This window comes from Streptomyces sp. NPDC030296 (assembly GCF_055572815.1).
The window spans coordinates 92,462-118,888 of record NZ_JBVICQ010000001.1 but is presented as its reverse complement, the minus strand read 5'-3'; the positions used below and the strand labels follow the sequence as shown (position 1 = coordinate 118,888).

At 69.6% G+C, this 26,427-nt stretch carries 21 protein-coding genes, 3 tRNA genes and 1 pseudogene; 14 read left to right on the top strand and 11 right to left on the bottom strand.

All coding sequences use genetic code 11. The features are described 5' to 3' along the window. Positions 1-117 precede the first annotated feature (117 nt). A complete protein-coding gene (locus ACZ4Z3_RS00495; RefSeq protein WP_468498963.1) occupies positions 118-423 on the bottom strand; it encodes a YtxH domain-containing protein in 306 nt (101 codons plus the stop codon). 175 nt (positions 424-598) lie between these two features. On the opposite strand from ACZ4Z3_RS00495, the gene ACZ4Z3_RS00490 reads away from it, so the two are divergent. The 3 genes from ACZ4Z3_RS00490 to ACZ4Z3_RS00480 all read left to right on the top strand — a co-directional run bounded on the left by ACZ4Z3_RS00490 (position 599) and on the right by ACZ4Z3_RS00480 (position 1,000). Continuing rightward, positions 599-671, top strand: a tRNA-Asn gene (locus ACZ4Z3_RS00490). Between the two features lie 5 nt (positions 672-676). Then, positions 677-749, top strand: a tRNA-Asn gene (locus ACZ4Z3_RS00485). A 177-nt stretch (positions 750-926) separates the two neighbouring features. Next, positions 927-1,000: transfer RNA gene (locus tag ACZ4Z3_RS00480), tRNA-Ile, on the top strand. A gap of 764 nt (positions 1,001-1,764) precedes the next feature. On the opposite strand, the gene ACZ4Z3_RS00475 is transcribed toward ACZ4Z3_RS00480, so the two are convergent. From ACZ4Z3_RS00475 to ACZ4Z3_RS00455, 5 genes are read right to left on the bottom strand one after another with little or no spacing between them, the layout of a single operon-like run. After that, entirely contained in the window at positions 1,765-2,781 is a 1,017-nt protein-coding gene (locus tag ACZ4Z3_RS00475; protein ID WP_468498962.1) for a branched-chain amino acid ABC transporter permease, read from the bottom strand. Then, positions 2,778-3,650 (bottom strand): branched-chain amino acid ABC transporter permease, encoded by an 873-nt coding sequence (locus ACZ4Z3_RS00470; RefSeq protein WP_468498961.1) that lies wholly within the window; start codon positions 3,648-3,650, stop codon positions 2,778-2,780. Before ACZ4Z3_RS00470 ends, ACZ4Z3_RS00475 begins: the two co-directional genes overlap by 4 nt. Then, positions 3,647-4,387 carry an ABC transporter ATP-binding protein gene (locus ACZ4Z3_RS00465; protein ID WP_468498960.1) on the bottom strand — a complete coding sequence of 247 codons (741 nt, stop codon included), beginning with the start codon at positions 4,385-4,387 and terminating at the stop codon, positions 3,647-3,649. Before ACZ4Z3_RS00465 ends, ACZ4Z3_RS00470 begins: the two co-directional genes overlap by 4 nt. Next, positions 4,384-5,112, bottom strand: coding sequence for an ABC transporter ATP-binding protein (locus ACZ4Z3_RS00460; protein WP_468498959.1), 729 nt, complete (start codon positions 5,110-5,112; stop codon positions 4,384-4,386). The genes ACZ4Z3_RS00465 and ACZ4Z3_RS00460 overlap by 4 nt, the downstream gene beginning before the upstream one ends. Beyond that, the gene (locus ACZ4Z3_RS00455) at positions 5,109-6,431 is read right to left on the bottom strand and encodes an ABC transporter substrate-binding protein (protein ID WP_468498958.1); all 1,323 of its coding nucleotides are present in this window, start codon (positions 6,429-6,431) and stop codon (positions 5,109-5,111) included. The genes ACZ4Z3_RS00460 and ACZ4Z3_RS00455 overlap by 4 nt, the downstream gene beginning before the upstream one ends. Before the next feature lie 259 nt (positions 6,432-6,690). Between ACZ4Z3_RS00455 and ACZ4Z3_RS00450 the strand changes: the two genes are divergently transcribed. The 6 genes from ACZ4Z3_RS00450 to ACZ4Z3_RS00425 all read left to right on the top strand — a co-directional run bounded on the left by ACZ4Z3_RS00450 (position 6,691) and on the right by ACZ4Z3_RS00425 (position 14,069). After that, entirely contained in the window at positions 6,691-8,058 is a 1,368-nt protein-coding gene (locus tag ACZ4Z3_RS00450) for an amidase family protein (protein WP_468498957.1), read from the top strand. A gap of 20 nt (positions 8,059-8,078) precedes the next feature. Further along, complete coding sequence (locus tag ACZ4Z3_RS00445) at positions 8,079-9,107, top strand: carbon-nitrogen hydrolase family protein (RefSeq protein WP_468498956.1); 1,029 nt, start codon at positions 8,079-8,081, stop codon at positions 9,105-9,107. Next, positions 9,104-9,841 (top strand): IclR family transcriptional regulator, encoded by a 738-nt coding sequence (locus ACZ4Z3_RS00440; RefSeq protein WP_468498955.1) that lies wholly within the window; start codon positions 9,104-9,106, stop codon positions 9,839-9,841. Before ACZ4Z3_RS00445 ends, ACZ4Z3_RS00440 begins: the two co-directional genes overlap by 4 nt. A 106-nt stretch (positions 9,842-9,947) precedes the next feature. Next, complete coding sequence (locus ACZ4Z3_RS00435; RefSeq protein WP_468498954.1) at positions 9,948-11,576, top strand: thiamine pyrophosphate-dependent enzyme; 1,629 nt, start codon at positions 9,948-9,950, stop codon at positions 11,574-11,576. A 25-nt stretch (positions 11,577-11,601) separates the two neighbouring features. Further along, the gene (locus tag ACZ4Z3_RS00430) at positions 11,602-12,543 is read left to right on the top strand and encodes a malate dehydrogenase (RefSeq protein ID WP_468498953.1); all 942 of its coding nucleotides are present in this window, start codon (positions 11,602-11,604) and stop codon (positions 12,541-12,543) included. Positions 12,544-12,608: 65 nt separating this feature from the next. Continuing rightward, positions 12,609-14,069 carry an aldehyde dehydrogenase family protein gene (locus ACZ4Z3_RS00425; RefSeq protein WP_468498952.1) on the top strand — a complete coding sequence of 487 codons (1,461 nt, stop codon included), beginning with the start codon at positions 12,609-12,611 and terminating at the stop codon, positions 14,067-14,069. 948 nt (positions 14,070-15,017) lie between these two features. Here the strand turns inward: ACZ4Z3_RS00425 and ACZ4Z3_RS00420 are convergent. Then, positions 15,018-15,431, bottom strand: a complete 414-nt coding sequence (locus ACZ4Z3_RS00420; protein ID WP_468498951.1) for a PIN domain-containing protein — start codon at positions 15,429-15,431, stop codon at positions 15,018-15,020. Continuing rightward, positions 15,428-15,691, bottom strand: coding sequence for a type II toxin-antitoxin system VapB family antitoxin (locus tag ACZ4Z3_RS00415; protein WP_468498950.1), 264 nt, complete (start codon positions 15,689-15,691; stop codon positions 15,428-15,430). Before ACZ4Z3_RS00415 ends, ACZ4Z3_RS00420 begins: the two co-directional genes overlap by 4 nt. Positions 15,692-16,188: 497 nt before the next feature. Here ACZ4Z3_RS00415 and ACZ4Z3_RS00410 point away from each other — a divergent pair, with 497 nt between their 5' ends. Beyond that, complete coding sequence (locus ACZ4Z3_RS00410; RefSeq protein ID WP_468498949.1) at positions 16,189-18,018, top strand: hypothetical protein; 1,830 nt, start codon at positions 16,189-16,191, stop codon at positions 18,016-18,018. A 581-nt stretch (positions 18,019-18,599) separates the two neighbouring features. Here ACZ4Z3_RS00410 and ACZ4Z3_RS00405 read toward each other — a convergent pair. After that, positions 18,600-18,764, bottom strand: a complete 165-nt coding sequence (locus ACZ4Z3_RS00405; protein ID WP_468498948.1) for a hypothetical protein — start codon at positions 18,762-18,764, stop codon at positions 18,600-18,602. Between the two features lie 53 nt (positions 18,765-18,817). Between ACZ4Z3_RS00405 and ACZ4Z3_RS00400 the strand changes: the two are divergent. Both ACZ4Z3_RS00400 and ACZ4Z3_RS00395 read left to right on the top strand, forming a co-directional pair. Continuing rightward, a pseudogene (locus ACZ4Z3_RS00400) lies at positions 18,818-19,654 on the top strand (CNNM domain-containing protein); the annotation flags it as partial. Positions 19,655-19,736: 82 nt separating this feature from the next. Then, entirely contained in the window at positions 19,737-20,660 is a 924-nt protein-coding gene (locus tag ACZ4Z3_RS00395) for an ion transporter (protein ID WP_468498947.1), read from the top strand. 365 nt (positions 20,661-21,025) lie between these two features. Here the strand turns inward: ACZ4Z3_RS00395 and ACZ4Z3_RS00390 are convergent, their stop codons facing one another. Both ACZ4Z3_RS00390 and ACZ4Z3_RS00385 read right to left on the bottom strand, forming a co-directional pair. After that, positions 21,026-21,610: a class F sortase gene (locus tag ACZ4Z3_RS00390; protein ID WP_468498946.1), complete on the bottom strand. Its 585-nt coding sequence runs from the start codon at positions 21,608-21,610 to the stop codon at positions 21,026-21,028. Between the two features lie 163 nt (positions 21,611-21,773). After that, positions 21,774-22,280 (bottom strand): sortase, encoded by a 507-nt coding sequence (locus ACZ4Z3_RS00385; protein ID WP_468498945.1) that lies wholly within the window; start codon positions 22,278-22,280, stop codon positions 21,774-21,776. A gap of 1,008 nt (positions 22,281-23,288) precedes the next feature. Between ACZ4Z3_RS00385 and ACZ4Z3_RS00380 the strand changes: the two genes are divergently transcribed. Together ACZ4Z3_RS00380 and ACZ4Z3_RS00375 are read left to right on the top strand one after the other, a co-directional pair. Further along, a complete protein-coding gene (locus ACZ4Z3_RS00380; RefSeq protein ID WP_468498944.1) occupies positions 23,289-23,639 on the top strand; it encodes a CU044_2847 family protein in 351 nt (116 codons plus the stop codon). A 4-nt stretch (positions 23,640-23,643) separates the two neighbouring features. After that, positions 23,644-26,427: nSTAND1 domain-containing NTPase (locus tag ACZ4Z3_RS00375; protein ID WP_468498943.1), on the top strand; the 2,784-nt coding region annotated here is incomplete at its 3' end.

Genomic DNA, 26,427 nt, shown 5'->3' with positions numbered 1-26,427 from the left:
GGCGGAGCGACCGGGCGCCACTGACGCCCCGCCCGTCAGGCCGGGGCCGGGTGTCACCCGGCGCCCCGCCCGCCCGGTCGAGGCCGGTGGTGCCCGTTCCCCGGCGGTCCCTTGGGGCTACGTGTTGCTGGTGCCCCAGTCGTCCGGCCCCGCGCCGTTCGCGTTGCGTTCCCGCAGCGAGCGGACCCGGCCGGCGACGGACTCCGGCACGCGGTCGCCGACCTTCTCGCTGACCGCGTGGTACGCCTTGCCGGCGAAGACGCGCCCCTGCTGGGCGGCCGACTCCGCGGTGTTGCGCACAGCCGGGTTCTGTGCGACCTGCCGGGCCGACTTCTTCAGCTGTTCGTAACGCTCGCGTCCGGCGCGTGTGCCCAGGACGTACCCCAGGGCCAGTCCGGCAAAGAACGTGAGCCGATAGCGCATGGCGGCCACCCTTCCCTTACGTCTGCGTCGGTCCCTTGCGTTGCCCTGCGCGGGCGGCGGGCGCGGGGGATACCGATTGGCGGAGCACCCCCCAGCTTGCGCTAATGTATGTGTCGCAGCGAGCGCACGCCCCCTGGCGAATACCCAGGTAGGTACGTTCGATGCAACGAGGCATTCCTCCGTAGCTCAATTGGCAGAGCAGCCGGCTGTTAACCGGCAGGTTACTGGTTCGAGTCCAGTCGGGGGAGCTCGGTCCTCCGTAGCTCAATTGGCAGAGCAGCCGGCTGTTAACCGGCAGGTTACTGGTTCGAGTCCAGTCGGGGGAGCAGCCTGAACGAGGACCCCACGGGGTCCTTTTTCATGTCCGGGGGAACCGCGCGGGCCGCGTCGTGGTCTCCATGGTCAAGAAGCGCACGCGTGAAGCCGACCATCCGAAGCAGGAGATCGTATGAGCGGCTATGCTGCGGCAGACGGCGCGCACAAATGTGCGCGACACGCCGTACGGGGCGGTAGCTCAGCCGGTTAGAGCAGCGGACTCATAATCCGTCGGCCGTGGGTTCGAGTCCCACCCGCCCCACCTGTGCAGGCCTGTGACCTGCGGAAACGTCTCTTTTGAGGTGTCGGAGCGTCAACTCGGGCTCGCCGGACTGAATCCGCTGCTCGCGAGTTCGGCCCCGTTGCGGTCGGTGTTGGTTCACATCGCTCTGACCTGCCGAAATGTCGTGGTTCGGCGATGGGGCAGGTTTCCGTAGGTGGCGTGTACGAGGCCTGAACGCGGGGTTCTGGACGCTGGCTGGACACGAGTACCGGGAAGTTCTGCCCGGGTGCCTTCGGGTCGGCGGCTCTGCCAGGTCGGCGGGTGGGTACGGGGGCGGCCCGAATGGGGGTGGGGGTCCGAGTTGGGGTGCGAAACGGCCCGTACTGGAAACGGCCCAGAGAGGACCGACAGGCGTGGCAGGAGCGGCCGCTTTGCCGTCGCTCTGGTGGGTGCCGGTCATGCGAGTCACGCAGGCGTCGCCGTCTCCGATGGTGCTGCTGTAGTCCGACGCCTGGTCGGCCTCGGAGGTGAGGACCTTGGGGGGATTGCCCAGTGTTTGAGCATGGCGTGCAGGACGTCGCTGCGGCGGCAGGCAAGGCAGAGGAGGGCTGCGTAGTGGTGGCGTTTGCTCCCCGCCCCTCCACGCAGGACCGCTCCTTCCTCCGGAGCCACAATCCAGGGAGGGAGATGGCATGACGGTGTGGGACAACCACATCGTGATCGGTTACTGGATCGCTTGAGGTGATGGCGCGCACATCAGGGAGAGGAGCCACCGGCCGGGCCGCCTCTTCCTGATGCCGGGCCTACAACCGGACCGTATGGCGCACCGGGAAGACGGCGAAGCCCGTGCGGTGCGCCAGCGTTCCCCACAGCCCCCGCGGCAGGTACAGCGAGACCACGATGGCCGCCGCGCCCACCACGATCAGGTACCAGACACCGCTCTGCGCGAAGTACTTGTCGAGGAGGAAGTACGCGATCGCGCCGACGACGGGGCCCTCGATCGTGCCGATGCCGCCGATGATCACCATGAAGACCATCAGGGCCGAGTACTGCACCCCGAAGATCTGCGTCGGCGACGCCACCCCCAGGCTGTTGACGCAGATCACCGCACCGGCGGCGGCACATCCGGCAGCCGCGGTGATGTAGATGATCCGCTTGCCGCGCGTGACGCTCACGCCGAGGGAACCGGCGGCGGTGTCGTCGTCGCGGATGGCCTGGAGGCTCAGGCCGAGTCGACTGCGCAGGACGGCGTAGGTGCCGAGCACGGCCGCGGCCATGACGGCGAGCGCCAGCCAGTAGCTGAAGGCGCGCCGCAGCACCGGATCGGCGGTGACGTCCGAGAGGGTGCGTCCGCTCGCCGCGCCCAGGGAGTCGAAGCGGACCACGATCAGGCGGACGACCTCGGCGATCACCCACGTTCCGACGGCGAAGTAGCCGCCGCGCAGTCGGAAGGCGAGGTACGACACCGGCCAGGCGAGCAGCGCCACCAGAGCGGAGACGACGAGCGTGCCGGCGTAGACGTTCACGCCGTGGTCGTTGACGACGAACAGGAGGTAGGCGCCCAGGCCGATGAACGCCTGCTGGCCCATCGACATCATGCCCGCGTAGCCCGCGAGCAGGTTCCACATGGAGGCGAGGGCCACCAGGTAGCAGAGCTTGACGAGTTGGGCGGTGACACCTGATTCGACGAGGTAGGGAAGGGTCGCCATCACCAGCAGGACGACGGCCGTTCCGGTGATGCCGAGGGCGGTGGCGCGGCCGCCCCGGTGAATGGCCGGGAGTGCGGTCGCCTCGGCGGCGGGGGCTGTCTGGACGGTCATGCGAGGACACTCCTGCCGAACAGGCCCTGCGGGCGGAACACCAGGACCAGGAGGAAGACCACGTGCCCCGCGAGCAGGGGAAGGTCCGGGGAGATCTGGGCACCGACGGACTGGGCCACACCGAGCACCACGCCCCCGGCGAGCGTGCCCCACAGTGAGCCGAGACCGCCGATGATGACCGTCTCGAAGGCGAACAGGACGGTGAGCTGCCCCTCGTAGGGGGTGACCCCGCCCTGCCGCATCGTGTACAGGACACCGGCCAGGGCCACCGTGGCGAAGGCGATGACCGAGGTCAAGGCGTACACGCGGCGGTTGTCGACGCCCATCAGGCGGACCACCGCGCGGTCGTCGGACGTGGCCCGGACGATACGGCCGGGCTGCGTGCGGAAGAGGAAGAGGTGGAGGGAGACGAGGACCGCCACCGCCGCCGCCACCGTGATCAGCGGGAACCAGCCGATGGCCAGGCCGCCGCCCAGGTCGATGCTCACGGTGCCGAGCGAGCCGATGGGGAGGGGCTGTGCGTCGCTGCTGAACACCTGGACCAGGACGTTCGGGATGATCACCGAGATGCCGAACGTGACCAGCATCGGGGCTAGTTCGCCGAGTCCCATCGCCCGGTCCAGCATGGAGCGTTGGACCACGTAGCCGAGCCCGCCCACCGCGACCATCGACACGACGATGGTGACGGGGACCGGGACGCCGTAGTGAGCCGCGGTCACCGAGGCCACGTAGCCGCCGAGGATCATCAGGTCCCCGTGGGCCAGGTTGGCGATGCGCATCACGCCGAAGACGAGGGACAGGCCCGCGGCGGCCATGGCGAAGATGCCGCCGAGCAGGACGCCCTGCAGGATTGCGTTGAGCCAGGTCATGGGGTGTTCACCTCCGGAAGGGCGCCCGTGCCGAAGTACGCGGCGGTCACCTGGTCGCGGGTGAGTTCGGCCGCCGTGCCGCTCAGCACGATCCGGCCCTCCAGGACACAGGCGATGGTGTCCGCCACGGCGAACGTGCGGCCCAGGTCCTGTTCGACCAGGATCACGGTCGCGCCCTCGGCACGGATGCCGGGCAGCGCCGTGTAGAGCTGGTCCACGACGAGCGGGGCCAGGCCCAGGGAGACCTCGTCGAGGAGCAGTAGACGCGGATTGCCCATCAGCGCGCGGCCGATGGCGACGGCCTGCTGCTCACCGCCGGAAAGCCGGGCCGCCTTGCGGGTACGGCGGTCGGCGACGAGCGGCATCGCCTCGTACACCTTGGCCAGGTTCCAGGGGCCCTTGCGCCCGGTGGCGGCGCCCACCTGGAGGTTCTCCTCCACGGTGAGCGACGGGAAGAGCCGGCGGCCCTCCGGGACCAGACAGACGCCTCTGCGGGCCCGGCGGATGTCGGGCTCGGCGGTGACGTCCTCGTCGGCCAGGGTTATGGTGCCGCGGAAGGGCTTCAGGGCTCCCGCGATCGTCTTCAACAGGGTGGATTTTCCTGCCCCGTTGGCGCCGACAAGGGCGAGCAGCTCGCCCTCGGCCACTTCGAGGTCGATGCCGAACAGGGCCTGGAAGTCGCCGTATCCGGCGTCGACGGAGGCGACCCGCAGGAGCGGGCTTGTGCTTGTGCTCATGCCGCCGTACCTCCCAGATAGACCTCCGCCACCTCGGCGCTGGCCAGTACCTCGTGCGGGTCGCCGTCCACGCGGATCTGCCCGTAGGCGAGGCAGACCAGCCGGTCGACGACCTGGACCAGCGCCTTGACGACATGCTCGATCCACAGGATCGTCACGCCGGACTCCTTCAGGGACAGCACGGTGGCGACGAGTTCCTCCGCCTCGGCCTCGGTGAGCCCGCCCGCGATCTCGTCGAGGAGGAGCAGTGCGGGGCCGGTGGCGAGCGCCCGTGCCAGCTCCAGCCGTTTGCGGCCGAGGAGGGGCAGGGACCCGGCGGGCTTGTTGGCGAGGGGGAGCAGCCCGGCGGTCTCCAGCGCGCGCAGGGCCTGCTCGCGGGCGGGGCCGCCGCGCAGCCGGGCTCCCCGCTCGGCGCCGACCAGGGCGTTCTCGAACACGGTCAGGTCGCCGAAGGGGCGCGGTATCTGGAAGGAGCGGCCGACGCCGAGCCGACATCGCTGCGCCGCGGAGGTGCGGGTGACATCGCGGCCCGCGAGCCGCACGGAACCGGCACTCGCGCGCTCGACGCCCGAGATCGCGCTGAGCAGGGTGGACTTGCCCGCCCCGTTCGGGCCGACGATGCCGATGGCCTGCCCGCGGGGGACGGTCAGCTCGACATCCTCCAGGACCCGCAACTCGCCGAAGTGCACGGCGAGATGGTCCACTTCGAGGAGTGGAGCGGTCACAGTTCCGCCGCCTTGGCGTCGGGCTTGACCATCGGCAGCAAGCTGTTGCTGACAACCTTCAGTTCGAACGCGTCACCGCTCCCCTTGATCCACTGGGTGCCGACCATGGGGATGGTGGCGACGTTCTTGACCGGGTTGGCCGGACCGCCGCCGGTCCAGGAGAGGTGGCCGAGGACGGTGTCGAGGCTGGTCTTCGCGATCTGGGCGGCGACGGCCTCACGGTCCTTGGGGTTCGCGTTGCTCAGGACGTGGTTGGCCACCTCGAACAGCGCGTGGTTGGGGCCGAGCCCCTGGTTCCACGTCCGGCCCTTCGCCAGCGGGGACTTCTCGTAGTCGTCGGCGAGCGCGGTGGCGGTCTGACCGGTGATCGTGGAGGTGAACGGGAACTGCGGCACCCACCAGCTCGCCGTGCACAGCCCGTTGCCGAGGTTGTTCGGCAGGGAGGCCACCGTCGACTGGAAGAGGATGGCCTTGGAGATGGTGGCGACCTTGGGCTTGAAGTTCTGCTGCGCGGCCTGCGTCCAGAACGTCGCGAAGTCGGGCGGCGAGGGCACGCCGGCGAGGATCTCGACGCCCTCCTTCTTGAAGTTCGCGATGATCGACGAGAAGTCCTTGGTGCCGGGCTCGTAGGAACCCGGGTCGACGAACGTGAAACCCTTGGTCGAGGGCTGCGAGCGGTAACCGGTGGTCTTGTCCCGGAAGGCGTTGCCGTCTGAGTCGTTCGGCCACAGCACGCCGACCTTCTTGTTGGTGTCGTGCTGCCGCCACATGTCGGTCTCGACCCTGGACAGGTGCTCGATGCCGTCGAAGAAGTGGAACGTGTACTTGAAGGTCTTCTTCGGCGTTGCGCCACGCCCGAAGAACCAGGCCTGCCAGGGCTCGATGGTCGAGACGCAGGGCACGCCCTCGCTCTCGCACTTGGCCGCCACCGGGTGGATCGTGTCCGGCGTCGCGGTGACGAGGACGAGGTCGACCTGCTGCTGGGAGATCAGCTCGTCCGCGATGGTGGCCGCCTGCTGCGGGTCCGAGCCCGTGTCGCGGTCCAGGATCTTGACGTCGTACTTCTTGCCGTCGTAGGTGATCCCCTTGGCGAAGAAGGCACGCACCTGCTTGAGGATGTAGGCGTCGGACTCGGCGAAGGCCGCGTAGGCGCCGGTGCGCGGGCTGACGTAACCGATCTTGATGGTGTCGCCGGTCGAGCCGCCCGAGCCCTTGAGGCCGGAGGAACAGGCGGAAAGGATCGGGGAGGCCGCCACAGCAGAGACTCCGAGGCCTCTGAGGACGGTGCGGCGGGAGGGCTTGATCGCGCGGTTTTCCATGGCGGGCTCCGAAAGGGCCTTGAGCCGCAGGTCGCGGGCTGCGGCGGAGTGGTGGAAGTGGCCGCGAACGTAGGGCCGCCGTTCCTGCCTGGACAGGGCATGGATTCGATATGCGAGACGGGTGGGCCGTCGGTGACCCTACTGAGACATCAGCTGTACGCGGAGGGGCCTAGAGGAGACAGGGCACGTCCATATCCGGTGTCTCGCATTGCGAAACAGTCCTGTTCGCCGGTAGCGGCGAGGCCCTTAGTGTCCGCCCATGCAGACCGCCCTTTCCAGGCTCGCCGCAGGGACGCTCAGCAGCGTCTCGCTCACCGAAGAACTCCTCGCGCGCGCGGAGCGGGCCGGCGACCTGGGAGCCTTCGTCACCCTCGACGCCGACCGCGCTCTCGCCGAGGCCGCGGCAGCGGACCGGGGCCCCGTGCGGGGCCCGCTGCACGGGCTGCCGATCGCGGTCAAGGACAACATCCACGTCGCCGGGCTCCCCAACACCGCGGGCTGCGAGGCGCTCGCCGGGTTCGTCCCGGACCAGGACGCGCAGGCGATCACCCGGCTGCGCGCGGCCGGCGCGATCGTGCTGGGCAAGACCAACATGCACGAACTGGCCCTGGGAGCCACCAACGCGGGCGGCCCCTACGGACCCGCCCGCAACCCGGCCGACCTCGACCGTTTCGCGGGCGGCAGCAGCGGCGGAACCGCCACAGCCGTCGCCGCCGGTCTGGCCCCGGCCGGTCTGGGCACCGACACCGGAGGCTCGGTCCGAATTCCGGCCGCGCTTACCGGCCTCGCCGGCCTCCGCCCCACCACGGGCCGTTACCCGGCCGGGGGAGTGACCCCGTTGTCGTGGACGCGCGACACCATCGGACCCATGGCCCCGACCGTCGCGGACCTGGTCCTCCTGGACACCGTCCTCGCCGCCGACCACGGCCCCGCCGAGGCACCCGACCCGCGCGAAGTCGTCCTGGCCGTCCCCGAACACCACTTCACCGCGCCGCTGCATCCACGTACCGCCGAGGTGTGGCAGCACTGCCTGGACATCCTGGGGACCGCCGGGGTCCGGTTCATGCCCGTACGGCTGCCGGAGGTCGAGACGGCCGAGGAACTGGCCGGATTCCCGATCACCCTCTATGAGGCGGCCAAGCAGCTGCCCGGCTATCTGAGCACGGTGACGGGCGGCACCGATCCGGCGGCGCTCCTGGCCCGGATCACCCACCCCGACGTACGCGCGACGATGGAGCGGGTCGTGTTCCCACACGCGATCACCGAGACGGCGTACAAGGCCGCCCTCGAAATCCGCGACCGTGTCCTCGTCGACGGCTACCGGAGGATCTTCCGGGAAACCGGAGCCCACGCCGTGCTCTTCCCCACCACCCCTCTGCCCGCCGGACGGATCGACACCGACACCGAGCGCGTACGGCTCGACGGTGACCCGCGTCCCGCCTTCCCCACGTACATCCGCAACACGGGACCCGGCAGCGTCGCCGCTCTTCCCGGCCTCACCGTGCCCGTCCGGTCGGCGGGTCCGGGACTCCCGGTGGGTGTGGCGCTCGACGCGCCCTGGAACACCGACCGACGGCTCCTGGGCCTCGGCCTGCTGGTCGAAAAGCTCCTGGAAGCGGGAGCATGAAGAGAAGGAGACGATCGGACATGACAGAGACCACTCGCCGCTTCAAGGCCGCCGCCGTCCAGGCCGAGCCCGCCTGGCTCGACGCGGAGGCCGGGGTCGCCAAGACCGTCGACCTGATCGCGGAAGCGGCCCGCAACGGGGCCTCGCTCATCGCCTTCCCCGAAGTGTGGATCCCCGGCTACCCGCACTTCCTGTGGCTGGGCGCGGTCGCCGACCAGGTCCCCTTCGTCGGCCGCTACCACGCCGCCTCGCTCGCCCCCGACGGCGACGGCCTGACCACGATCCGCCGCGCCGCCCGGCAGCACGGCATCACCGTCGCGCTCGGATACAGCGAGAAGGACCACGGCACCCTCTACATCACCCAGACCGTGATCGCCGCCGACGGCAGCGTGCTCCTGCACCGCCGCAAGCTCAAGCCGACCCATGTCGAGCGCAGCCTGTTCGGCGAGGGCGACGGCAGCGACCTCAAGGTCGTCGACAGCGCGCTCGGCCGGCTCGGCGCCCTGAACTGCGCCGAGCACGTCCAGCCGCTCAGCAAGTACGCGCTGTACGCGCAGAACGAGCAGGTCCACGTGGCGAGTTGGCCGTGCTTCGGTCTCTACCGCGACCTCGCCTTCCAGCTCAGCGCCGAGGCCAACATCGCCGCGACCCAGGTGTACGCCATCGAGGGCAGCACCTTCGTCCTGATGGCCACCCAGGTCATCTCCCCGGCCGGCATCGACGTCTTCGCGTCCACCCCCGAGCAGCGCCGCCTGCTCACGGCCGGCGGCGGCTGCTCCCGGATCTTCGGCCCCGACGGGCGTACCCTCACCAAGGACGTCGACGAGGGCGAGGAGGCACTGGTGTACGCCGACATCGACCTCGACGAGATCGACCTCGCGAAGAACGCCTACGACCCGGCCGGGCACTACGCGCGCGCCGACGCCACCTACCTCGTTCACCGTCGCGAAGCCCGTCGGCCCGTGGTCCGGGAGGGAAGCCCCGCCGAGACGGTGTCCCCTGCGCTTCCGGCGTTTCCGGCGCTGGACGACGAGATCCCCGAGCCATGACCCGACCTGCCGAAGACCCCCCGCCGCCGGGCCGGCCCCCCGTCCAGACCCTGGACCGGGGGCTCAGGCTGCTGGAGGTGATCGCGCTGTCGGACGTACCGCTCACGCTGGCCGAACTCAGCCAGCAGATGGGGCTGCACCGCTCGATCGTCTACCGGCTGCTGCGCACCCTCCAGGACCACCACCTGGTCGCGCACACCACCCACGGGTACGTCATCGGCACCCGCGCCCAGTCACTGGGCCGGCGCACCCTGCCCATGCTCCAGCGCATCGCCAAGCCGGAGATCGCCAAGCTGGCCGCGCGCGTGGGCCTGACCTCCTTCTTCGTCGTCCGGGACGGCGAAGAAGCGGTGACGCTGGTCTCCGTCGAGGTCGAGAGCACCCGCTCGCGTACCGTCTACAGCCCCGGCGACCGGCATCCGCTGACCCTGGGCTCCCCGGGCATCGCCATGCTGTCCGCCGAGCCGCAACTGCTCGGTGAGCGACCGGAGATCAGCCGGGCCCGGGCCAGCGGATACGCCACCACACGCAACGAGGTCGTGCGCGGCCTCGGGACGATCTCGGCGCCGGTCGTGTCGGCGCCCGGCCACGCCGTCGCCGCAGTGTCGATCGCCTTCACCGTCGAACAGCCCGGCCCGCCACAGATCGAGGCCGTCCTCGACACCGCCCGCCTGATCACCGGCCGGCTGCGCGGAGAGCTGTCCACCGGCGCGGTCCTGCCCGGGGTCGACTGAGTCGTCCACTGGCTCACGTACGGCGGCGTTTCGCATAGCGAACGTGCCCGTGGTCCCGCGGGGTTGGGCGGCCTAGCGTCCAGTCCTGCCAGAAAGGGGTCCCGCGATGACCACGGCCGCCCACACCAGGACCGTCAAGGAACAGACCTTCGACGTCCTGCGCCAGTACGACCTCACCACCCTCTTCAGCAACCCGGGCTCCACCGAGGTCGGCTTCCTCGCCGACCTGCCCGCCGACATCTCCTTCGTGCTCGGCCTGCACGAGGGCTCGGTCGTCGGGATGGCCTCCGGCAGCGCCCTGGCCACCGGCCGCCCCGCGCTCGTACTGCTGCACACCACCGCCGGATACGGCAACGCGGTCAGCGCCCTGGCCACCGCCCGCGCCAACCGCGCGCCCCTGGTGGTCATCGTGGGCCAGCAGGACCGCCGGCACCTGGCCCACGAGCCGTTCCTGGCCGGGCGGTTGGACGGACTGGCGGGGGAGTACCCCGTGTGGCAGCACACGCCGGCCCGTCCTCAGGACGTCCCCGGCGCCGTCGCCCGCGCCTGGCACGAGGCCCGGGAAGGCCGTGGTCCGGCGGTCGTCGTCGTCCCGATGGACGACTGGTTCGTCGAGGCCGACGAGGCCGTCGCCCAGGCCGCGCCGCGCGGACCGCTCGCGGTACGAGGCGGTCGTACGGCCTCCGACGACGCCCTGGCCGCCCTCGCCACGCTGCTGACGGCCGCCGACTCGCCCTGTCTGGTGGCGGGCGCGGGCAACGACACGGCGGACGGCTGGGAGGCGCTCGCCACGCTGGCCGAGCGCCTGGACTGCCCGGTCTACCAGGAGCCGTTCGGCGCCCGCGCCGGCTTCCCCCAGGACCACCGTCTCTTCGCCGGCCACCTGCCCGCGGTGCGCCCCGCACTGCGCGACGCGCTCGCGCCGTACGACACGGTCCTCACCGTCGGAACCGCCGCGTTCCGCCAATACACGTACGCCCCGGGCGACTTCACCGAGCCGGGCACCCGGGTCGCCGTCATCACGGACGACCCGGAAGAGGCCCACCGCAGCCCGGCGGAGCTGGTGCTGCTCGCCGAACCGGCCGACACCGTAAGCCGGTTGGTCCCGCTGGTGCCCGCCGTCCCGCGTTCCTCGGCGCCGAACCGGCCGACCGCACCCCAGCCGCCCGCACCCGGTGAACCCCTGCGAGCCGCTCACGTACTGGCCGCCCTCGCCGAGCGCCTCGACCCGAAGGCCGTGGTGGTCGAGGAGACCCCCTCCAGCCGCCCTGACCTGCACCGGCTGCTGCCCGCCCGGGCGCCGCTCGGCTTCCTCAGCGCGGCCATGGGCGGACTGGGCTTTGCCATGCCGGCCGCGATCGGCGTCCGGCACGGCGCCCCGGACCGGCCGGTGGTGGCCGTCCTCGGCGACGGCTCCTCCCTCTACTCGATCCAGGCCCTGTGGAGCGCCGCCCACTACGGCATCGGCGTCCTGTTCGTCGTCCTCGCCAACGGCCGCTACGCGATCATGGACCGCCTCTCCGAGCGCGAGGGCTCCGCCGCCCCGGCCTGGCCCGCGTTCACCGAACTGAGCGTGTCGACCCTGGCCGAGGGCCTGGGCTGCCCGGCCGAACGGGTCGAGGACCACACCGCGTTGCTGTCCGTCCTGGACAGGGTCCTGCCGTCACTGGCGGACCGGCGTGAGCCGCTCGTGCTCGAGGTCGCCGTCGAGGCCGACGCCCACTACTCCTCCTGACCCGCTGAACGGAAGGCACAGACCCGTGAAGGTCGTCATCATCGGAGGCGCCGGCGGCATCGGCTCCTCCGCCGCGTTCAATCTGCTCTCCGCGCAGGGGACGTACGAGATCGTGCTCGTCGACACCCGGCCGAACATGATCACCAGCCACACCATGGACCTGGAGAACGCCCTCGGCCTCGGCGCCACCGCCGACACCGTCCGGGGCGGCACCCCCGAGGACGCGCTCGACGCGGACGTGGTCGTGCTGAGCGCCGCCGTCCCGCTGCGGCTGAACTCCTCCCGTTCCGTCTTCCTCGCCGACAACGCGCGGATCGTGAACGAGTGCCTGCGTCCCCTGCGGGAGGCCGGGGCGGACTTCGGTGGGCTGGTGCTCATGCTCACCAACCCCGTCGACCCGCTGCTGACCTGGGTGCACCGGCAGGGCTGGCTGCCGCGCGAGCGACTGATCGGCTACACCCTCAACGACAGCCTCCGGCTGCGCACCGGCATCGCGTTCGCGCTCGGCGTGCCGCCGAAGGACATCGACGCCTGGATGCTCGGCGAGCACGGCGAGGGCCAGGTCCCGCTGTACAGCCGGGTCAGGGTCGGCGGGGAGCCCGTCGTACTCACCGACGAGCAGCGCACGACCGCCGAGGAGTACGTGGACACCTGGTACTCCAAGCACGTGGCTCTCGACTCGGGGCGCACCTCCACCTGGACCACCGGCCTGGGCACCGCCCGTCTCATCGAGGCGATCGCCACCGGTTCCGGGACGCTCGTCCCCGCCTCCGTCGTGCTGGACGGCGAGTACGGGGTACGAGGCACCAGCCTCACCGTGCCCGTCGAACTCGGCCCCGAGGGCGTACGCCGCATCGCGGCCTGGGACCTGTCGGCCGAGGAAACGGCCGGCATGCTCCGGGCCGCCGACCGTGTCGAGGCGGGCGCCACCGAACTGACCGACGCGGCCGTGGCCCAGCCTTCCTGACACCGCACATCGCGCACACCGCTCATCGCGTATCAACGACGCTACGTAGCAAGGAGAACGACCTCATGGCCATCACTCGAGAGCTGTACATCGCCGGCAGAGACGTGCCCGCCGCGTCCGGCCGGACCACCGACGACATCAACCCCTTCACCGGGGAGGTGTACGCCACCGTGGCCGCCGCCGGCCCCGAGGACGTCGTGCGTGCCGTGGACGCGGCCGACGCGGCCTTCGAGGAGTGGGCCGCGCTGCCCCCCTTCGCCCGCCGGGCGATCTTCCTGAAGGCAGCCGACCTGCTGGACGGGCGCGGCGCACAGGTCGGTGACCTGATGGCACAGGAGGCGGGCGGCACCCGCCCGTGGGCGTTCTTCAACGTGATGCTGGCGGCGAACATCCTGCGCGAGGCGGCAGCCGCGATCACCGCCCCGCGTGGTGAGGTGCTCAGCGCGCAGGAGCAGGGCGCGCTGGGCCTCGCGGTACGCGAACCGCTGGGCGTGGTCGCGGCGTTCGCGCCCTGGAACGCGCCGGTCATCCTGGGCGTGCGGGCGGTGGCCGCGCCGCTGGCCGCGGGCAACACGGTCGTCGTCAAGGCGAGCGAGGACGCGCCGATCGCCTGTGGGCTGCTGGTCGCCGACGTGCTGCGGGAGGCCGGGCTGCCGGACGGCGTGCTCAACGTCATCACCAACGAACGTGAGGACGCGGCCGAGATCGCCGAGACGCTGATCGCCGACGAGCGGGTACGGGCGGTGAACTTCACCGGCTCCACCGCTGTCGGACGGCTCGTCGGAGAGCTGGCGGCCCGTCACCTCAAGCCAGCCGTACTGGAGTTGGGCGGCAAGAACGCGGTGCTCGTCCTCGACGACGCGGACGTGGACTACGCCGTGGACGCCGTGACGTTCAGCGTGTTCATGAACGCCGGGCAGATCTGCATGTCCGGGGACCGGATCCTCGTCCACGAGTCCCTGGCCGAGGAGTTCACCCGGAAGTTCACCGCGAAGGCGGGTTCGCTGGCAGCCGGCGACCCCGGGGAGCCGTACACGGTCGTGGGCCCGCTGGTGAGCGCGCGGGCCGCCCGGCGGGTGGCCGACCTGGTCGCGGACGCCGTGGCCAAGGGCGCGAAGGTCCTGCTCGGCGGCGGTGAACCGGACGGCGCGGTCCACCCGGCGACCGTCCTCACCGGCGTCCCGAGGGACGCGGACCTGTACCACACGGAGGCGTTCGGCCCGGTCTGCGTGATCGAGACCTTCACTGATGACGAAACCGCCGTAACCCTCGCCAACGACACCGACAACGGCCTGACCTGCGGCATCATCACGGAGAACGCCACCCACGGCCTGACGGTGGCGCGCCGCATCCGCACCGGCATCGTCCACATCAACGACCAGTCGGTGGCCGACGAGCCGCAGGCCCCGTTCGGCGGGGCGAAGGCCTCCGGGTACGGGCGCTTCGGCGGCCGCTGGGGGATCGAAGCGTTCTCCAACACGCGCTGGGTGACCATCGCCACGCAGCAGGCGCACTACCCCTTCTGAACCGACCTGTCGGGCACTTCGCGACAGGCCTGGGAACACGCCGTCCCCGAGCCTTGGGAGTCATCGCCGATCCAGGGACAAGCCCGGGGACTTTCACGAACGATCTGTCCGGCGGTGCATTCCTGAGCAGAGGGGTGCTGGAGCGTCGTGCTCAAGCCCGTGGTGGGCGGAGCACCTCCGCTCGCGCGGAGGTAAACCGTATGGTGGCAGCTATTTCGCCGGGCGGCCGGGGTGGAGCCCTCGCACGCTGGAAGGGGAATCCGCTGCTCTCGGGTTTGGAGCCTGTCTCCCAGCTGGGAGACAGGCGGCTGCTGCGGGAGCCGAACTTGTACTTCCGGGACGTGTTCCGGACGCAGGTTGGACACAAGGATCGGAGAAGACTGACGAGGACCGAGAAGGAGCACGATGCCAAACAGGCGCCGACCTACTCATAATCCGTCGGCCGTGGGTGCGAGTCCACCCGCCCCGCCGTACAAGCCTCTGACCTGCGGAAACGTCTCATCGAGGGTGCGGATTCAGTCTGTTGGGCCAACGGGCGGAATCCGCTGCTCGTGAGTTCAACGCCGTTGCTGTCGGCGCTAGTTCGAACGGCTCTGACCTGCGCAGATGTGGTGTTCCCGCGTTGAGGTAGGTCTCCGTAGGGGTGTGTACGAGGCCTTGGGTGCTCAATTCGGGACGCTGGCAGGACGCGAGGAAATCAGAAGTGCTGTCGGGGACCTTCGAGTAGGCGGCTCTGCCAGGAGCTCGTGGGCACGCTGAGCCGCCTGAGCGGGCTGCGACGCCTGAGCCGGGTGCCGGGAAGTGGCCCGTACTGGAATCGGCCCATCCGTGGGACAGGTGCACGCGCATAGGATGAGGGCCGCTCGTCGGCGGGGCGCCGTCGTGACACCGTCACCAGGCAAGTGGTCGACGAGCGGCTTGGTCCCCGTCCGCGCGAGCGGGCGGGTTCTACTGTCTGAGGTCGATCGTGCGGACCGGCTGCCCTGTTGTACGGGCGATGGTCTCGAAGTCGCGGTCGTAGTGGAGCAGGGTGAGTCCCGCTTCTTCTGCGGCGGCGGCCACCAGAAGGTCGACGGGGCCTGCGCTGCGGTGCTCGCCCTTGGCGGTCAGTTGTTCCTGGACGGTGCGGGAGCGGCGGTAGACGCCGTCCGGCATGGGGTACCAGATGTAGTGGGCGTCGAGTGCCGCCTTCAAGCGGGCGCGGTCTGTGGTCGAACGAGCCGAGTAGAGGACTTCCAGTTCGGTGAGGTCGCAGATCGCGACGAGGCCGGCGCCGATCCTGTCGTCCCATTCGGCCGTGTTCTGGCGGAGCAGGACGCGGGCGAGGGCGGAGGTGTCGATGAGGTAGTCGGCGACGGTCACTCGTCCGCTCCGGTGGCACGGTCGTCGGTTGCCGAGTCCGTGCTCATGGGGCGGTACGCACGTTTGTCCAACAGCAGATTCATGTCGAGAGCGCCGTCGGCCGCCAGTTCACGGGCTTCTTCGAGAGCGCGCAGACGCCGGTAGCGGGCCGTGACTTCCCGCAGGGCGGTGTTGATGGTGTCGCGCTTGGTGGTGGTGCCGAGTTCTCTGGCTGCTTCTTCCAGCGCCTCGTCGTCGAGATCGATGACCGTGCGACTCATGATGCCCTCCTCGGCTGGGATGTATCAATTAGAGTGTATCAATATACAAGATCGTTTGTATATTGCTGCTGCCGTGGATGTGTTGGGGAGGAAGGGAGGTGACACCCGCCTTGTGCTGCGTCTGGGGGAGGCGCATTGATCGGCGTCACGGGACCATCGCGGACGTGACGGCACCGACTCTTTTCGTACTCTGATCACCGTCGTCGGTCACCACCGCTCGCGCGGAGAGCGGCCCCAGAGCCCCTTTGAAGTCTTGGCGACCCTTGTCGATCAGCGCTCACCTTGGCCGTTCACCAGGTCAGACGTGGGTGGACCTGCGCGCCGGAGGTTTGCGGTGGCGGCAGGCGAGCGCGCATCGGAGAGCGGGCGGGTGCCCGTGCTGTCCGGAGCCGCGGACGAGGACACCGCACGGCATCGATCGGGGACGCAAGCGGATGGCGTCGGCATCCGGCGGCCGCACGCAGGGCGCTGATGCGGGGCCTCGACACCCAGGGGGCGTGGTCCACCACGACGGCCACTACCACGTCTGCTACCAGTACAACCCGTACGGAGCCGACCACGCCAACATGCACTGGGGCCACTTCCGCAGCCCTGACCTGATCAGAGGGGAACCGCTGCCGATCGCCCTGACCCCCACTCCCGGGGGCGAGGACGCCGACGGCTGCTTCTCCGGCAACGCCGTCTCCGACGGTGACCGGCTCCTCGCCTTCTACTCCGCGCACCGCCAGGAGCGCCCGCAGCATCAGCTGATCACCACCGCCACATCCCCTGACGGCGGCCTGACCTTCCACCCCCGCGGCGACCTGCTCATACCCGAGCCACCCGACGGCACCACCATGTACCGCGACCCCTACGTCTGGCAGGACGGGAACCTTCGGCGAATGCTGGTCGGCGCCGCACTCGCCGACGGCCGCGCCGCGGCCCTGCTGTACGAATCGCCCGACCTGCAGACCTGGACCTACCGGGGACCCTTCTGCGCCCGCGAACCAGAGCCCCTCGACGACAGCGCACTGCTCACCGGCGAAGGCTGGGAGTGCCCCCAGTACATGCCGGCGGCCGACGGGCGAGGTGCCCTCATCCTCTCCGCCTGGTACGAACGCGACGGCCCGCACGGCGTGCTGGCCCTGGCCGGTAGGGACCACGGCGACGTCTTCGAAGCAGGGCCGCCCCAACTCCTCGACCACGGCCCGGACTTCTACGCCCCCGCCCTGCTCCGCGCACCCGGCCGCAGATGGCTGCTGTGGGGCTGGTCCTGGGAAGCCCGCGGCAAGGAGTGGTTCGATGCCGAAGGCTGGGCCGGAACGCTCACGCTCCCCCGCGAGATAGAGCTGACCGAGGACGGTCACACGTACCAGCGGCCCGCCAACGCCCGCGGAGTCAGCTGGGGCAACGGCACGCCGCGAGGCACCTCCCTGCCCCTGTCGCGCTTCTACGTGGCCAAACCCGGTGTCAGCGCGGCCACCATCAATCGGGCGCTCGCCCAGGGACTCCACCTGCTGCTGACGCCGGGGATCTATCACCTCGACGAGACGGTCCGCGTCAGGCGGCCCAACACGGTGGTGCTCGGACTTGGCTACGCCACCCTGATCCCGACCAACGGCGTCACCGCCCTCAAGGTCGCCGACGTCGACGGGGTGCGCCTGGCCGGTTTCCTCATCGACGCCGGGCCGGTCAACTCCCGCACACTGCTCGAAGTGGGCGAACGCGGCTGCTCAGCCGGTCACAGCGACAACCCGATCACCGTGCAGGACGTGTTCATCCGCATCGGTGGAACCGGCCCCGGCAAGGCGACCACCAGCATGGTGATCAACAGCCGTCACACCATCATCGACCACACCTGGCTGTGGCGCGCCGACCACGGTGACGGGGTGGGCTGGGAGACCAACCGCGGCGACTACGGCATCGTCGTGAACGGCGACGACGTCCTCGCCACCGGCCTGTTCGTCGAGCACTTCAACAAGTACGACACGCAATGGAACGGAGAGCGCGGCCGCACCATCTTCTACCAGAACGAGAAAGCGTACGACGCCCCGAACCAGGCGGCCATCCAGAACGGCTCCGTCAACGGCTACGCGGCCTACAAAGTGGCCGACTCGGTGACCACGCACGAGGGATGGGGGCTCGGCAGCTACTGCAACTACAACGTCGACCCGACCATCGTCCAGCACAACGGTTTCCTTGCCCCGAACACACCAGGCGTGAAATTCCACCACCTCCTGGTCGTCTCACTCGGCGGCAACGGCCAGTACGAGCACGTCATCGACGACATCGGCGCCCCGACATCAGGTACATCGACCATCCCGTCCACAGTGGTCTCCTGTCCTTGAGCTGTCCGCTCACTGTTCATGCGGCGGTCCACGGCCCCACGGCCTACCTTGTCGACCCGCTCGTCGAACCCCGTGACGAGCAGGTTCTGCTTTGCTGCTCCGTTCCGGCGACCGAGCTCATGGTCGACGAGCGCTGACGGATAGTACCGATGGTCGTGGTGACACATGTGATGGCGTCCGCACGGATCAGCCTGGCTGTCCTCTCGCCCTTGCGTACCTTCTCGCCCTGCCTCAGGATCCAGACGTTAGCCACGCTTCCCTCCGGTGGCCTCGCGATCGTTGCGTCTTCGGACGGCAGGCCCTTTGGTCAGCTGGTTTTCTGGTGCCGGAGCGGCAAGAAAAATGCGCCGAGTGGCCTTCCGCGACCGGGGTCGGCCCGGACCGCAGCGGACCGAGGCCGTCAGGAGCCTGCGGGCCGGACCGGCGCGGTTACCGGCGGTTCTAGTCCTTCCACACCGCGATCACCGGACGGTCGCGGCAGGTTCCCCGGCCCGTCCGGTCAGGCCGAGCCCGGGTTCTCCGCGGTGGCCCCGCTGGTCTCGCCCGGATGCTGCGCGCGACCAGAGTAGCCCGGCGTCGGTCTACGGCCTGCTGCCTTGCTCGGGTGTTCCCGCCGTGCCACCGGGGCGTTCGGAAGCCCCGGTGGACCGCTGGTCCGTGCCGGAGGCAGTGCTGTCGGCTGCGTCGGTGGTCTCGCCCTGGACGACCTGGGATGCCGGGTCTGCCTGGGTCTCGTCGTTCTTCATGGCACGGGCCTCGGCTTTGAGGATGCGGGCGGACTGCCTGCGGAGCGGGCGAGGGCGCCCAGCTCGGTATCACCGTGTGCACGCTGGGTCTGGGCTCGGTGTCCAAGCCCGCGATCTCGCACGAACTCGACCCGCTGCTGCACGAACTGGGCCTGCCGAGCGCGGTCGGCTACGGCATCGCGTTCGCCGTGGCCATGATCGTGGTGGTGTTCCTGCACATGGTGCTGGGGGAGATGGCACCCAAGTCCTGGGCCATCGCCCACCCCGAACGCTCGGCGATGCCGCTGTCCCCGCCCTTCCGGGCCGTGGTCAAGGCCGTACGACCGCTGATCGGGCTGCTCAACCGGATCAGCAACGCGCTGGTGCGGCTGTGCCAGGTCACCCCGCGCGACGAGCTGACCTCCGTCCACAACCGGAACGGCTCACGCATCTCGTCGAGGAGTCGCAGCGCCTCGGCCTGATCAAACGAGGCCGACTCCGAGCTGATCACCCGCTCGCTGACGGAACCCGAGACCCCGGTGAGCTACCTCGCGATTCCGGCCGCCGAGATCACCGCGGTCGACGCGGACGCCGACGCCGAGGCCATCCTCCGCGCCGCCGCCGACCACGACCGCACGCGGCTCCTGGTCCGCGCCGACGGCGTCATCCTCGGTTCGGTCCACGCCCGCGACCGCCTGGTCGCCCGCACCCGAGGCCGTGCCGTCACGGCTCGCGCCCTCGCCCGGCCCGTACCGGAGCTGGCGGACAACGCCACGGTGGCCGACGCGATCGACGCACTCCGCCGGCAGTGCGCCTCACTCGCCGTCGTCCGCGACGACACCGGTCGACTCACCGGCCTGGTCAGCCTGGACGACCTGCTGGCCCGTTACCTGCAACCGCGAGCGGTCTGACCACGAGGGGCACAACCTTGTACGAGGGGACGGGCAACACCCGTCCACTCGGCGGTCCCCATCCGATCGCCACTGACGTGCCATGGCGTCGCGGCCATGGCCGACGGCCAGCCTCGTACGGCGCGGCCGACCCCCGACCGACGCACATCGACAGTGCTGGACCCGCCGCCCCACCTCGGGGCGGCGGGACGTCGCGCTGCGCGAGCGACCCGCACGACCGTACGACCACGGACCGGCGCCCCGCCCCCTCCGCCGGGCGCTCGCCGAACGGGCCCGCGCCGTCACGGAGGCCCGCTGGTTCGGCGTCACCGTGTTCGCCCTGATCCTCGCCAACGCGGCACTGCTGGGCGTGGAGACGTACAGCGCGCTGGTGACGGGTTGGGGCGCGTGGTTACGCCTTGCCGAGTACATCTGCCTGGCCGCCTTCACGGCCGAGATACTCCTGCGGGCCTGCGCGCACGCCGACCGCCCCCGCGACTTCTTCCGCGACCCGTGGAACCTGTTCGACCCGGCCGTCGTGGTCTCCGCGTTCCTGCCCGTCGTCCGCGAGAACCGCACCGTCCTGCGGCTGCTGCGCATGGCCCGCTTCCTGCCCCAACTCCGCGTCTTCATGGTCGCCGTGGGCCGCAGCCTCCCCGGCACCTTCAGCTTCCTCCTCGTCGGCGCCCGGCTCCTGTACGTCTACGCCATGGTCGGCTGGGTCTTCTTCGCCGACCACGACCCCGAACACTTCGGCTCCCTCGGCCGCGCCGTCCTCAACGTGAACAAGACGAGCACACGGGGACACAGCACGCCCCCGAACAGGAGCTGCGCGAGCGCATCGCCGCGGCCCGGCGCGCTCTGGACGAACTGGAGGAAGGCCTGGTCGGTCTCCCCACATCCCGCCGCCCGCCAATCGTCGGTGATGGCATGGAACATCTCCGACAGGGCGGCGACGTGGTGCCGGTCGAGGCCGAGCGTCCGCTGCGGGGGTGAAGGCGGTGGCGGATGTGGCCTTCACCTGTGACGGGTGCCCTTGCTGACCTTCTTGCCGGCAGCCACCGGGATTCACCTTTGCCGACCCCGAGGGCTGCCAAGTCACTCTCCACGACCACGCCTGACAAGCCGCCACCTCTCCTAGACCTGCGCAGCCGACCTCACTGGCCCGGCCTGGACGAACAGCTCTTGCAGGCGGTGTCGACGACTGCACCCGCCCGGTCGGCCGCCGCATGATGACCGCTGACCTGCGCATCCTGCACCCGTGCGATACCGAGCACGCCCACGCGGTGCGGCGGCAGACCCGCGCGATGCGCGAGCTCAACGCGAAGGCGTTCCCGGAGTCGGAGGCAGGCGAGGACGAATCTCGGCCTGCTCAGCGGCACTGCCATCGTTCTACGCCGCGGTCAGCGTCGCAAAGACCACGACATTTCCCTGGTAGCCGGTTTCTTCGGCGTATGGACCCCCACAGGTGATGACGCGGAGTTCGGGCCGGTGGGAGCTGCCGTAAACCTTCTCATCCGGAAACGCCTTCTTGTCGTAGAGCTCCACAGCGTCGACCGTGAAGACGGCTGTCCGCCGGTCTGACCTGATGATCTCGATGGTGTCGCCCTTGGCTAGTTCTCCGAGGCGGTGGAAGACTCCGGGGCCTTGCGGCGTGTCCACGTGTCCCGTAGTGACGGCTGTGCCGATTGAGCCAGGAGGTGTACCGGCGCCATACCACCCGGCAAAGCCGGGCATACTGGCCGATGGTGGGCGCAGTGCTCCTGTGTCGTCGAGGCTCAGTTCCGTCATTGGGGCATTCACGCCGATGGCGGGAATTCGCAGCCGGACTGGAGCCGACGGGGGCAGGGGCGGCACAGAGGGATACCGGGTCGAGACGGTGCTGCTGTTCCCGGGTGGCGCGGAGGAGGAGAAGGACTGCGCGGCCGAAGGTTGCGGAGGCCGTTCGCCCCGGAGCGCCGTGATCACCAGCACCATGCCCGCCAGTAGAACGTAGGCGAGAAATTTGGCGGACGGGGTGGACGAGGGGGAAGGGCCGCAGGGCTCGTACCTCGATTCCATCGCTGTGGAGCCTCCGCTTCGCGATGATCCCCCCAGCCCCCGGACACGGGCATGAGAGCTGGGCCGGCAGGGCAGAGCGTCAAACGCGGGCACCGGTCGGGGAGCGGCGCATCTTGATCACGCCGCCGGCGGCGGCTCCGGCGAGCAGCACCGCGCCGAGGGCAAGTTGCGTGCCCTTGTCGTTCGCCGCCCCGAAACCAGCGTCGATCGCGCCGCTGGGGTTGCCGGGGCCGACCCAGTATGTGCCCGTGATCTTGACGCGCGGCGGGCACTTCAGGGTGACGGTGTAACCGCCGGTCTCGGTGCCGCCCGGGACCTTGAATTCGCCGGTCAGTACACCCTCCCGGTCGCCTGGCAGGAGGTGAAACTTGCCTCCTGCCTCAGACTCGCCCTTCCCGTAGGTCTCCGAGCCACAGGCTCTGGTGCTGACTGTGACGGTGGAGCCTGGGGCGGCGTGGCGCGGGCTGATGTGCATACTCGGATCACCGGTGGGGCCGTTCGCGGCTGCCGCGGCCGGGCTCGAGAGGCCGACAATACCGAGAACGAAACCGATGCCGATGCCGGCGCCTGCCCACTTGATACGCATGAAGTTCCTCCGAGAAGCAGTGGCCGGCCGGAGTGCGCGGCGTCTTGTTGTGCTCCGCTTATGAGGAAACCGACGGACCGTCAGGGCTGCAACCCACATACGGACAGATGGGCCATCCGGCCAGGCCCAGTGGCCGCACTCCTTTGATCATTTATGCAGGTGAGCGCTCATGAGGGCGATTTCGGAAGAACGCACCGCACGGGCGACGAAGGGGCTGGTGTCGCCCCTTCGGGGTGATCTTGAAAAAGCGCAGGACGCCCTGTGGCTGCCACTGCCGTCATACATCCTCCTGCGCGGCGCGTGACCGTGAAGCCCCCTGGGACGCTCATATGCATCCGGCCGTTCGTATACGCATCCGCTGCCATGTCGGGCAGCAGCTTATGGCCGGTGGAGTAGGGGTTTTGGCGTGCGCGACCAGTAGGACGACTCCGCCGCTCCGTGGGGGGCGTGGGGAATCGGCCGTGGTTTGTGGAGACGAGTTGTACGGTCCGTCGTGGTGTTCAAAGTCATCACCACCGCAGTCGGCGTCAACGACGTCATGCATGATCTTCCGCTGTGCGGTGCTCACGGCCTGCTCGAGTTCGATGCGGGCGTGCTTCCTGCTTCATGGCCTGCTCGGGCTGAGCGTTGTGCTCGGCCGCCGGGACACCCCTGCCGTTCGTGGCCGCATCAGGAAGTTCGAGCCGGAGGATCACCTCGAGACGGGTGACGAAGCCCTTGATCAGGTAGCGCAGCCGGGCCTGCGGTGCTCCCCTCCCGTGGGCGCTGGCAGCTCACCTCAACTGCCTGCTCCGAGATGCGGCCCCTGCCATGTGCGGGGATCCTGGCCAGGACGCCGAAGCGAGACGTCGACGACCATCGATCAAAGCTCCAGGCGTTAAGACAACGCCGCAGTTCCGTTCACGGCGCTCGGCGGCCTCACCCACGGGGCGACGGGGAGCGGCATCGGCGTCGACGGCACCCCGCTCGTCGACGCCTGAGGTGAGCACGATAGGCGGAGGAGGCGTTTTGACACCTCTGACTCGGATTCCGTTGGAAGGCGGGGGCTGGGTTCTGGTCGAGGAGCCAGCGGGTGCGTTGGAAGGGCCGGTGAAGGCCGGTCGTATCGGCGATGCCATTCATGAGCTACCGGGGACTCTGCAGGTGGCTCTGGAGCCGGTCGCCAAGGCGGCGCACGCCACACTCGACCAGCTGCGCAAGGCTCACCCCGACAACATCTCGGTCGAGTTCGGTGTCGACCTCGCGGCCGAGGCCGGGGCCGTGATCACCAAGAGCCAGGCCAGTGGCCATCTGAAGGTGACCTTGTCATGGGTGAAGGAAGGACTCGGTCAGCCTCTCCCCCACGAGAATCCGGGCTGATCCGGTGGAAGACGTCGGTAACGTGTCGGACGACCCTGCAGTATCGGATTTGCCCGCTGCCGTGGCACAGATCCTCGGGCCGGGAAGGAAAGTGGCGGGAGCCGGTTTCTTGGTGGCCGAGGGTGTCCTGGTCACCTGTGCGCACGTCGTCCGGGCGGCGGGAGGCGGGCCCGGGCAACGAGTGGGAGTGGTCTTTCCCCACATAGCGGAGAGCTTCCGGGCCGAGGGGCATGTCGTGACGGGGCTGTGGCGCGCTCCCGAGGACGAGGACGTGGCCGTCCTTCACCTGAGCGGTACGTCGGCAAGCATGAGATCGTTGCTGTTGGGCTCCGCGGCGGGCTGTCGGGGCCACCATGTGCGCTCATTCGGGTTTCCCGCTCAGGCCCCGCCCGACGGACACTTCGGATTCGGTGTGGCCGGAGATCTGCTGCCAGCTGTCGGCGGCAGGGGCCCGCACCTGCAGTTGACGGCCGCCAACGACCTCACCACCGGGTTCAGCGGCGGGCCGGTCCTCGACGAGGTGACCGGCCTGGTCATCGGCATGCTCACCGAGATCACCGCTCCCGACGAGTACGTACGAGGTCAGGGCATCGCGTACGTCACGCCGACGCAGGTCTTGCGGGAGATCCTGCCGGAACTTGCCGAGCAGGCGCTGTGCCCCTACCGGGGGCTGGAGTCGTTCACCGAAAACCAGGCCCGATGGTTCCAAGGCCGGCGGGACGCGGTACGACAGGTCGTGTCGAACCTGGCCCGCCAGCGGCCCCTCACGCTGCTGCTCGGGCCCTCCGGGTCGGGCAAGTCGTCTCTGATCCAGGCCGGTGTGCTGCGTGCGCTGGCCGCAGGGGAGCTGCCGGGCAGCGACCGGTGGTTGCCGGTGCTCGCCCGGCCGAGGCAGGACTTGTCGGCGGAGATCGAGCGGGCGGGGCTGCCCGGGGCCATCACCGAAGGGATAGCCGAGGCGGTCACGCGTCGCCTAGCAGCCGACCCCACCCACGAGCGCCTCCTGCTGATCGTCGACCAGTTCGAAGAACTCTTCACCCAAGCCGCCAATGGCCGCCGGCGGAACCGCACAGCCGTCGCCGACCAGATCGCTGCAGCAGTCAACTCGCCCGCCGAACTCAGCGTGATCCTGGTCATGCGCGACGACTTCTACCCCCAACTGGCCGCTCTGGCACCCAGGTTGCTGGAAATGGCGATGCCCGGGCTCCTCAACGTACCGGGCATCCTTACCCGGCAGGACTTGCACGACATCATCGTCCTGCCCGCACAGGACGTGGGACTCCATTTCCAACCGGGACTGCCGGAACAGATCATCACCGACGTCCTGGCCACCACTCCGGAGGCAGCGACAGCCGGAGAAGCACCCGTGACCGTGCTGCCCCTGCTGGAACTGACGCTCAGCCAGCTGTGGCTCCGTCGTCAGGACGGATACCTCACCCACGAGGCCTACCGCCGCATCGGAGCGGTCAGCGGAAGCCTGACCACCTGGTGCGACAGCGCCCTCAACGAGCTGTCCCCCGGCCAACAGCTCACCGCACGGCGCATCCTGACCTCGCTGGTGCACCCCGCCGACCCTAGCCACCGCATACCGGCCGTCCGCGCGCATGTCCCCCTCAACGAACTGCGAGACCTGGCAGCGGCTCCGGACGACGCACCCGACGGTGACGTCGACACCGTCATGGCCGCCCTCACACGCCATCGCATCATCACCACCCAGACGCTGCGAGACCCACAACGCCCAGACGCCCCTCCCGGCGAGCCGGTGGCCGAACTCATCCATGACGCGCTCATCCGTGACTGGGGCACACTGCGCGAGTGGATCAGCCAGGATCACCATTTCCAGGAATGGCTCAACCGCACCCGCGGACAACAGGCCCGCTGGGCAGCCACAACCGACACGGGAGATCTTCTCGGGGGAACAGCACTCGCGGAAGGCCTCGAGTGGTCACGGCGACGTCACCTGCCAGGCGACATCACGGCCTTCCTCACCGCCAGCAAACAGCGCCAACAAGCCGTCATCCGACGTAGCAGGCGCCTCAACACGGTCCTGGCCGGCCTGCTCGTACTCGCACTCCTCGCCGCAGGGGGCGCCTTCTGGCAGTGGCGGACAGCAATCACCCAACGGCAATCAGCGCAGTCCCGGCAACTCGCCACCCAGTCCGACACGCTTCTCCGCACAAACCCTGAACTCGCCTCGCTGCTGGCCGTCCAGGCCTACCGCACCAGTCACACCCCCGAGTCCATCGAAAGCCTGCGGAACGCAGCGGCCCTCCCCCTGCACCGACGTCTGACCGGACACACCGACGATGTGAATTGGCTGGCCTTCAGCCCCGACGGCCGCACCCTCGCCACCGCCGGCAACGACGCGACCATACGGTTGTGGGACATCGCGACCGGCAAGACCCGCACCACCCTGAGAGGGCACACCGACAAGGTGTGGTCCGTGGCCTTCAGCCCCGACGGCCGCACCCTCGCCACCGCCAGCACCGATGCGACCATACGGTTGTGGGACATCGCGACCGGCAAGGCCCGCACCACCCTGAGAGGGCACGCCGGCGAGGTGTATTCGGTGGCGTTCAGTTCCGACGGTCGCACCCTCGCCACCGGCGGTTACGACACGACCGTACGGCTGTGGGATGTCGGCACCGGCAAGACCCGCACCACCCTGAAAGGGCACACCGGCGAGGTGCTGTCGGTGGCGTTCAGTTCCGACGGTCGCACCCTCGCCACCGGCGGTTACGACACGACCGTACGGCTGTGGGATGTCGGCACCGGCAAGACCCGCACC

What these genes read in the sequence shown, in the direction of transcription:
- ACZ4Z3_RS00385 (WP_468498945.1), bottom strand. Translation starts at nt 22,280, where the DNA reads ATGCGTATCAAGTGGGCAGGCGCCGGCATCGGCATCGGTTTCGTTCTC.
- ACZ4Z3_RS00465 (WP_468498960.1), bottom strand. Translation starts at nt 4,387, where the DNA reads ATGAGCACAAGCACAAGCCCGCTCCTGCGGGTCGCCTCCGTCGACGCC.
- ACZ4Z3_RS00470 (WP_468498961.1), bottom strand. Translation starts at nt 3,650, where the DNA reads ATGACCTGGCTCAACGCAATCCTGCAGGGCGTCCTGCTCGGCGGCATC.
- ACZ4Z3_RS00435 (WP_468498954.1), top strand. Translation starts at nt 9,948, where the DNA reads ATGACCACGGCCGCCCACACCAGGACCGTCAAGGAACAGACCTTCGAC.
- ACZ4Z3_RS00405 (WP_468498948.1), bottom strand. Translation starts at nt 18,764, where the DNA reads ATGAAGAACGACGAGACCCAGGCAGACCCGGCATCCCAGGTCGTCCAG.
- ACZ4Z3_RS00455 (WP_468498958.1), bottom strand. Translation starts at nt 6,431, where the DNA reads ATGGAAAACCGCGCGATCAAGCCCTCCCGCCGCACCGTCCTCAGAGGC.
- ACZ4Z3_RS00450 (WP_468498957.1), top strand. Translation starts at nt 6,691, where the DNA reads ATGCAGACCGCCCTTTCCAGGCTCGCCGCAGGGACGCTCAGCAGCGTC.
- ACZ4Z3_RS00475 (WP_468498962.1), bottom strand. Translation starts at nt 2,781, where the DNA reads ATGACCGTCCAGACAGCCCCCGCCGCCGAGGCGACCGCACTCCCGGCC.
- ACZ4Z3_RS00390 (WP_468498946.1), bottom strand. Translation starts at nt 21,610, where the DNA reads ATGGTGCTGGTGATCACGGCGCTCCGGGGCGAACGGCCTCCGCAACCT.
- ACZ4Z3_RS00440 (WP_468498955.1), top strand. Translation starts at nt 9,104, where the DNA reads ATGACCCGACCTGCCGAAGACCCCCCGCCGCCGGGCCGGCCCCCCGTC.
- ACZ4Z3_RS00395 (WP_468498947.1), top strand. Translation starts at nt 19,737, where the DNA reads ATGGCGTCGCGGCCATGGCCGACGGCCAGCCTCGTACGGCGCGGCCGA.
- ACZ4Z3_RS00495 (WP_468498963.1), bottom strand. Translation starts at nt 423, where the DNA reads ATGCGCTATCGGCTCACGTTCTTTGCCGGACTGGCCCTGGGGTACGTC.
- ACZ4Z3_RS00415 (WP_468498950.1), bottom strand. Translation starts at nt 15,691, where the DNA reads ATGAGTCGCACGGTCATCGATCTCGACGACGAGGCGCTGGAAGAAGCA.
- ACZ4Z3_RS00425 (WP_468498952.1), top strand. Translation starts at nt 12,609, where the DNA reads ATGGCCATCACTCGAGAGCTGTACATCGCCGGCAGAGACGTGCCCGCC.
- ACZ4Z3_RS00445 (WP_468498956.1), top strand. Translation starts at nt 8,079, where the DNA reads ATGACAGAGACCACTCGCCGCTTCAAGGCCGCCGCCGTCCAGGCCGAG.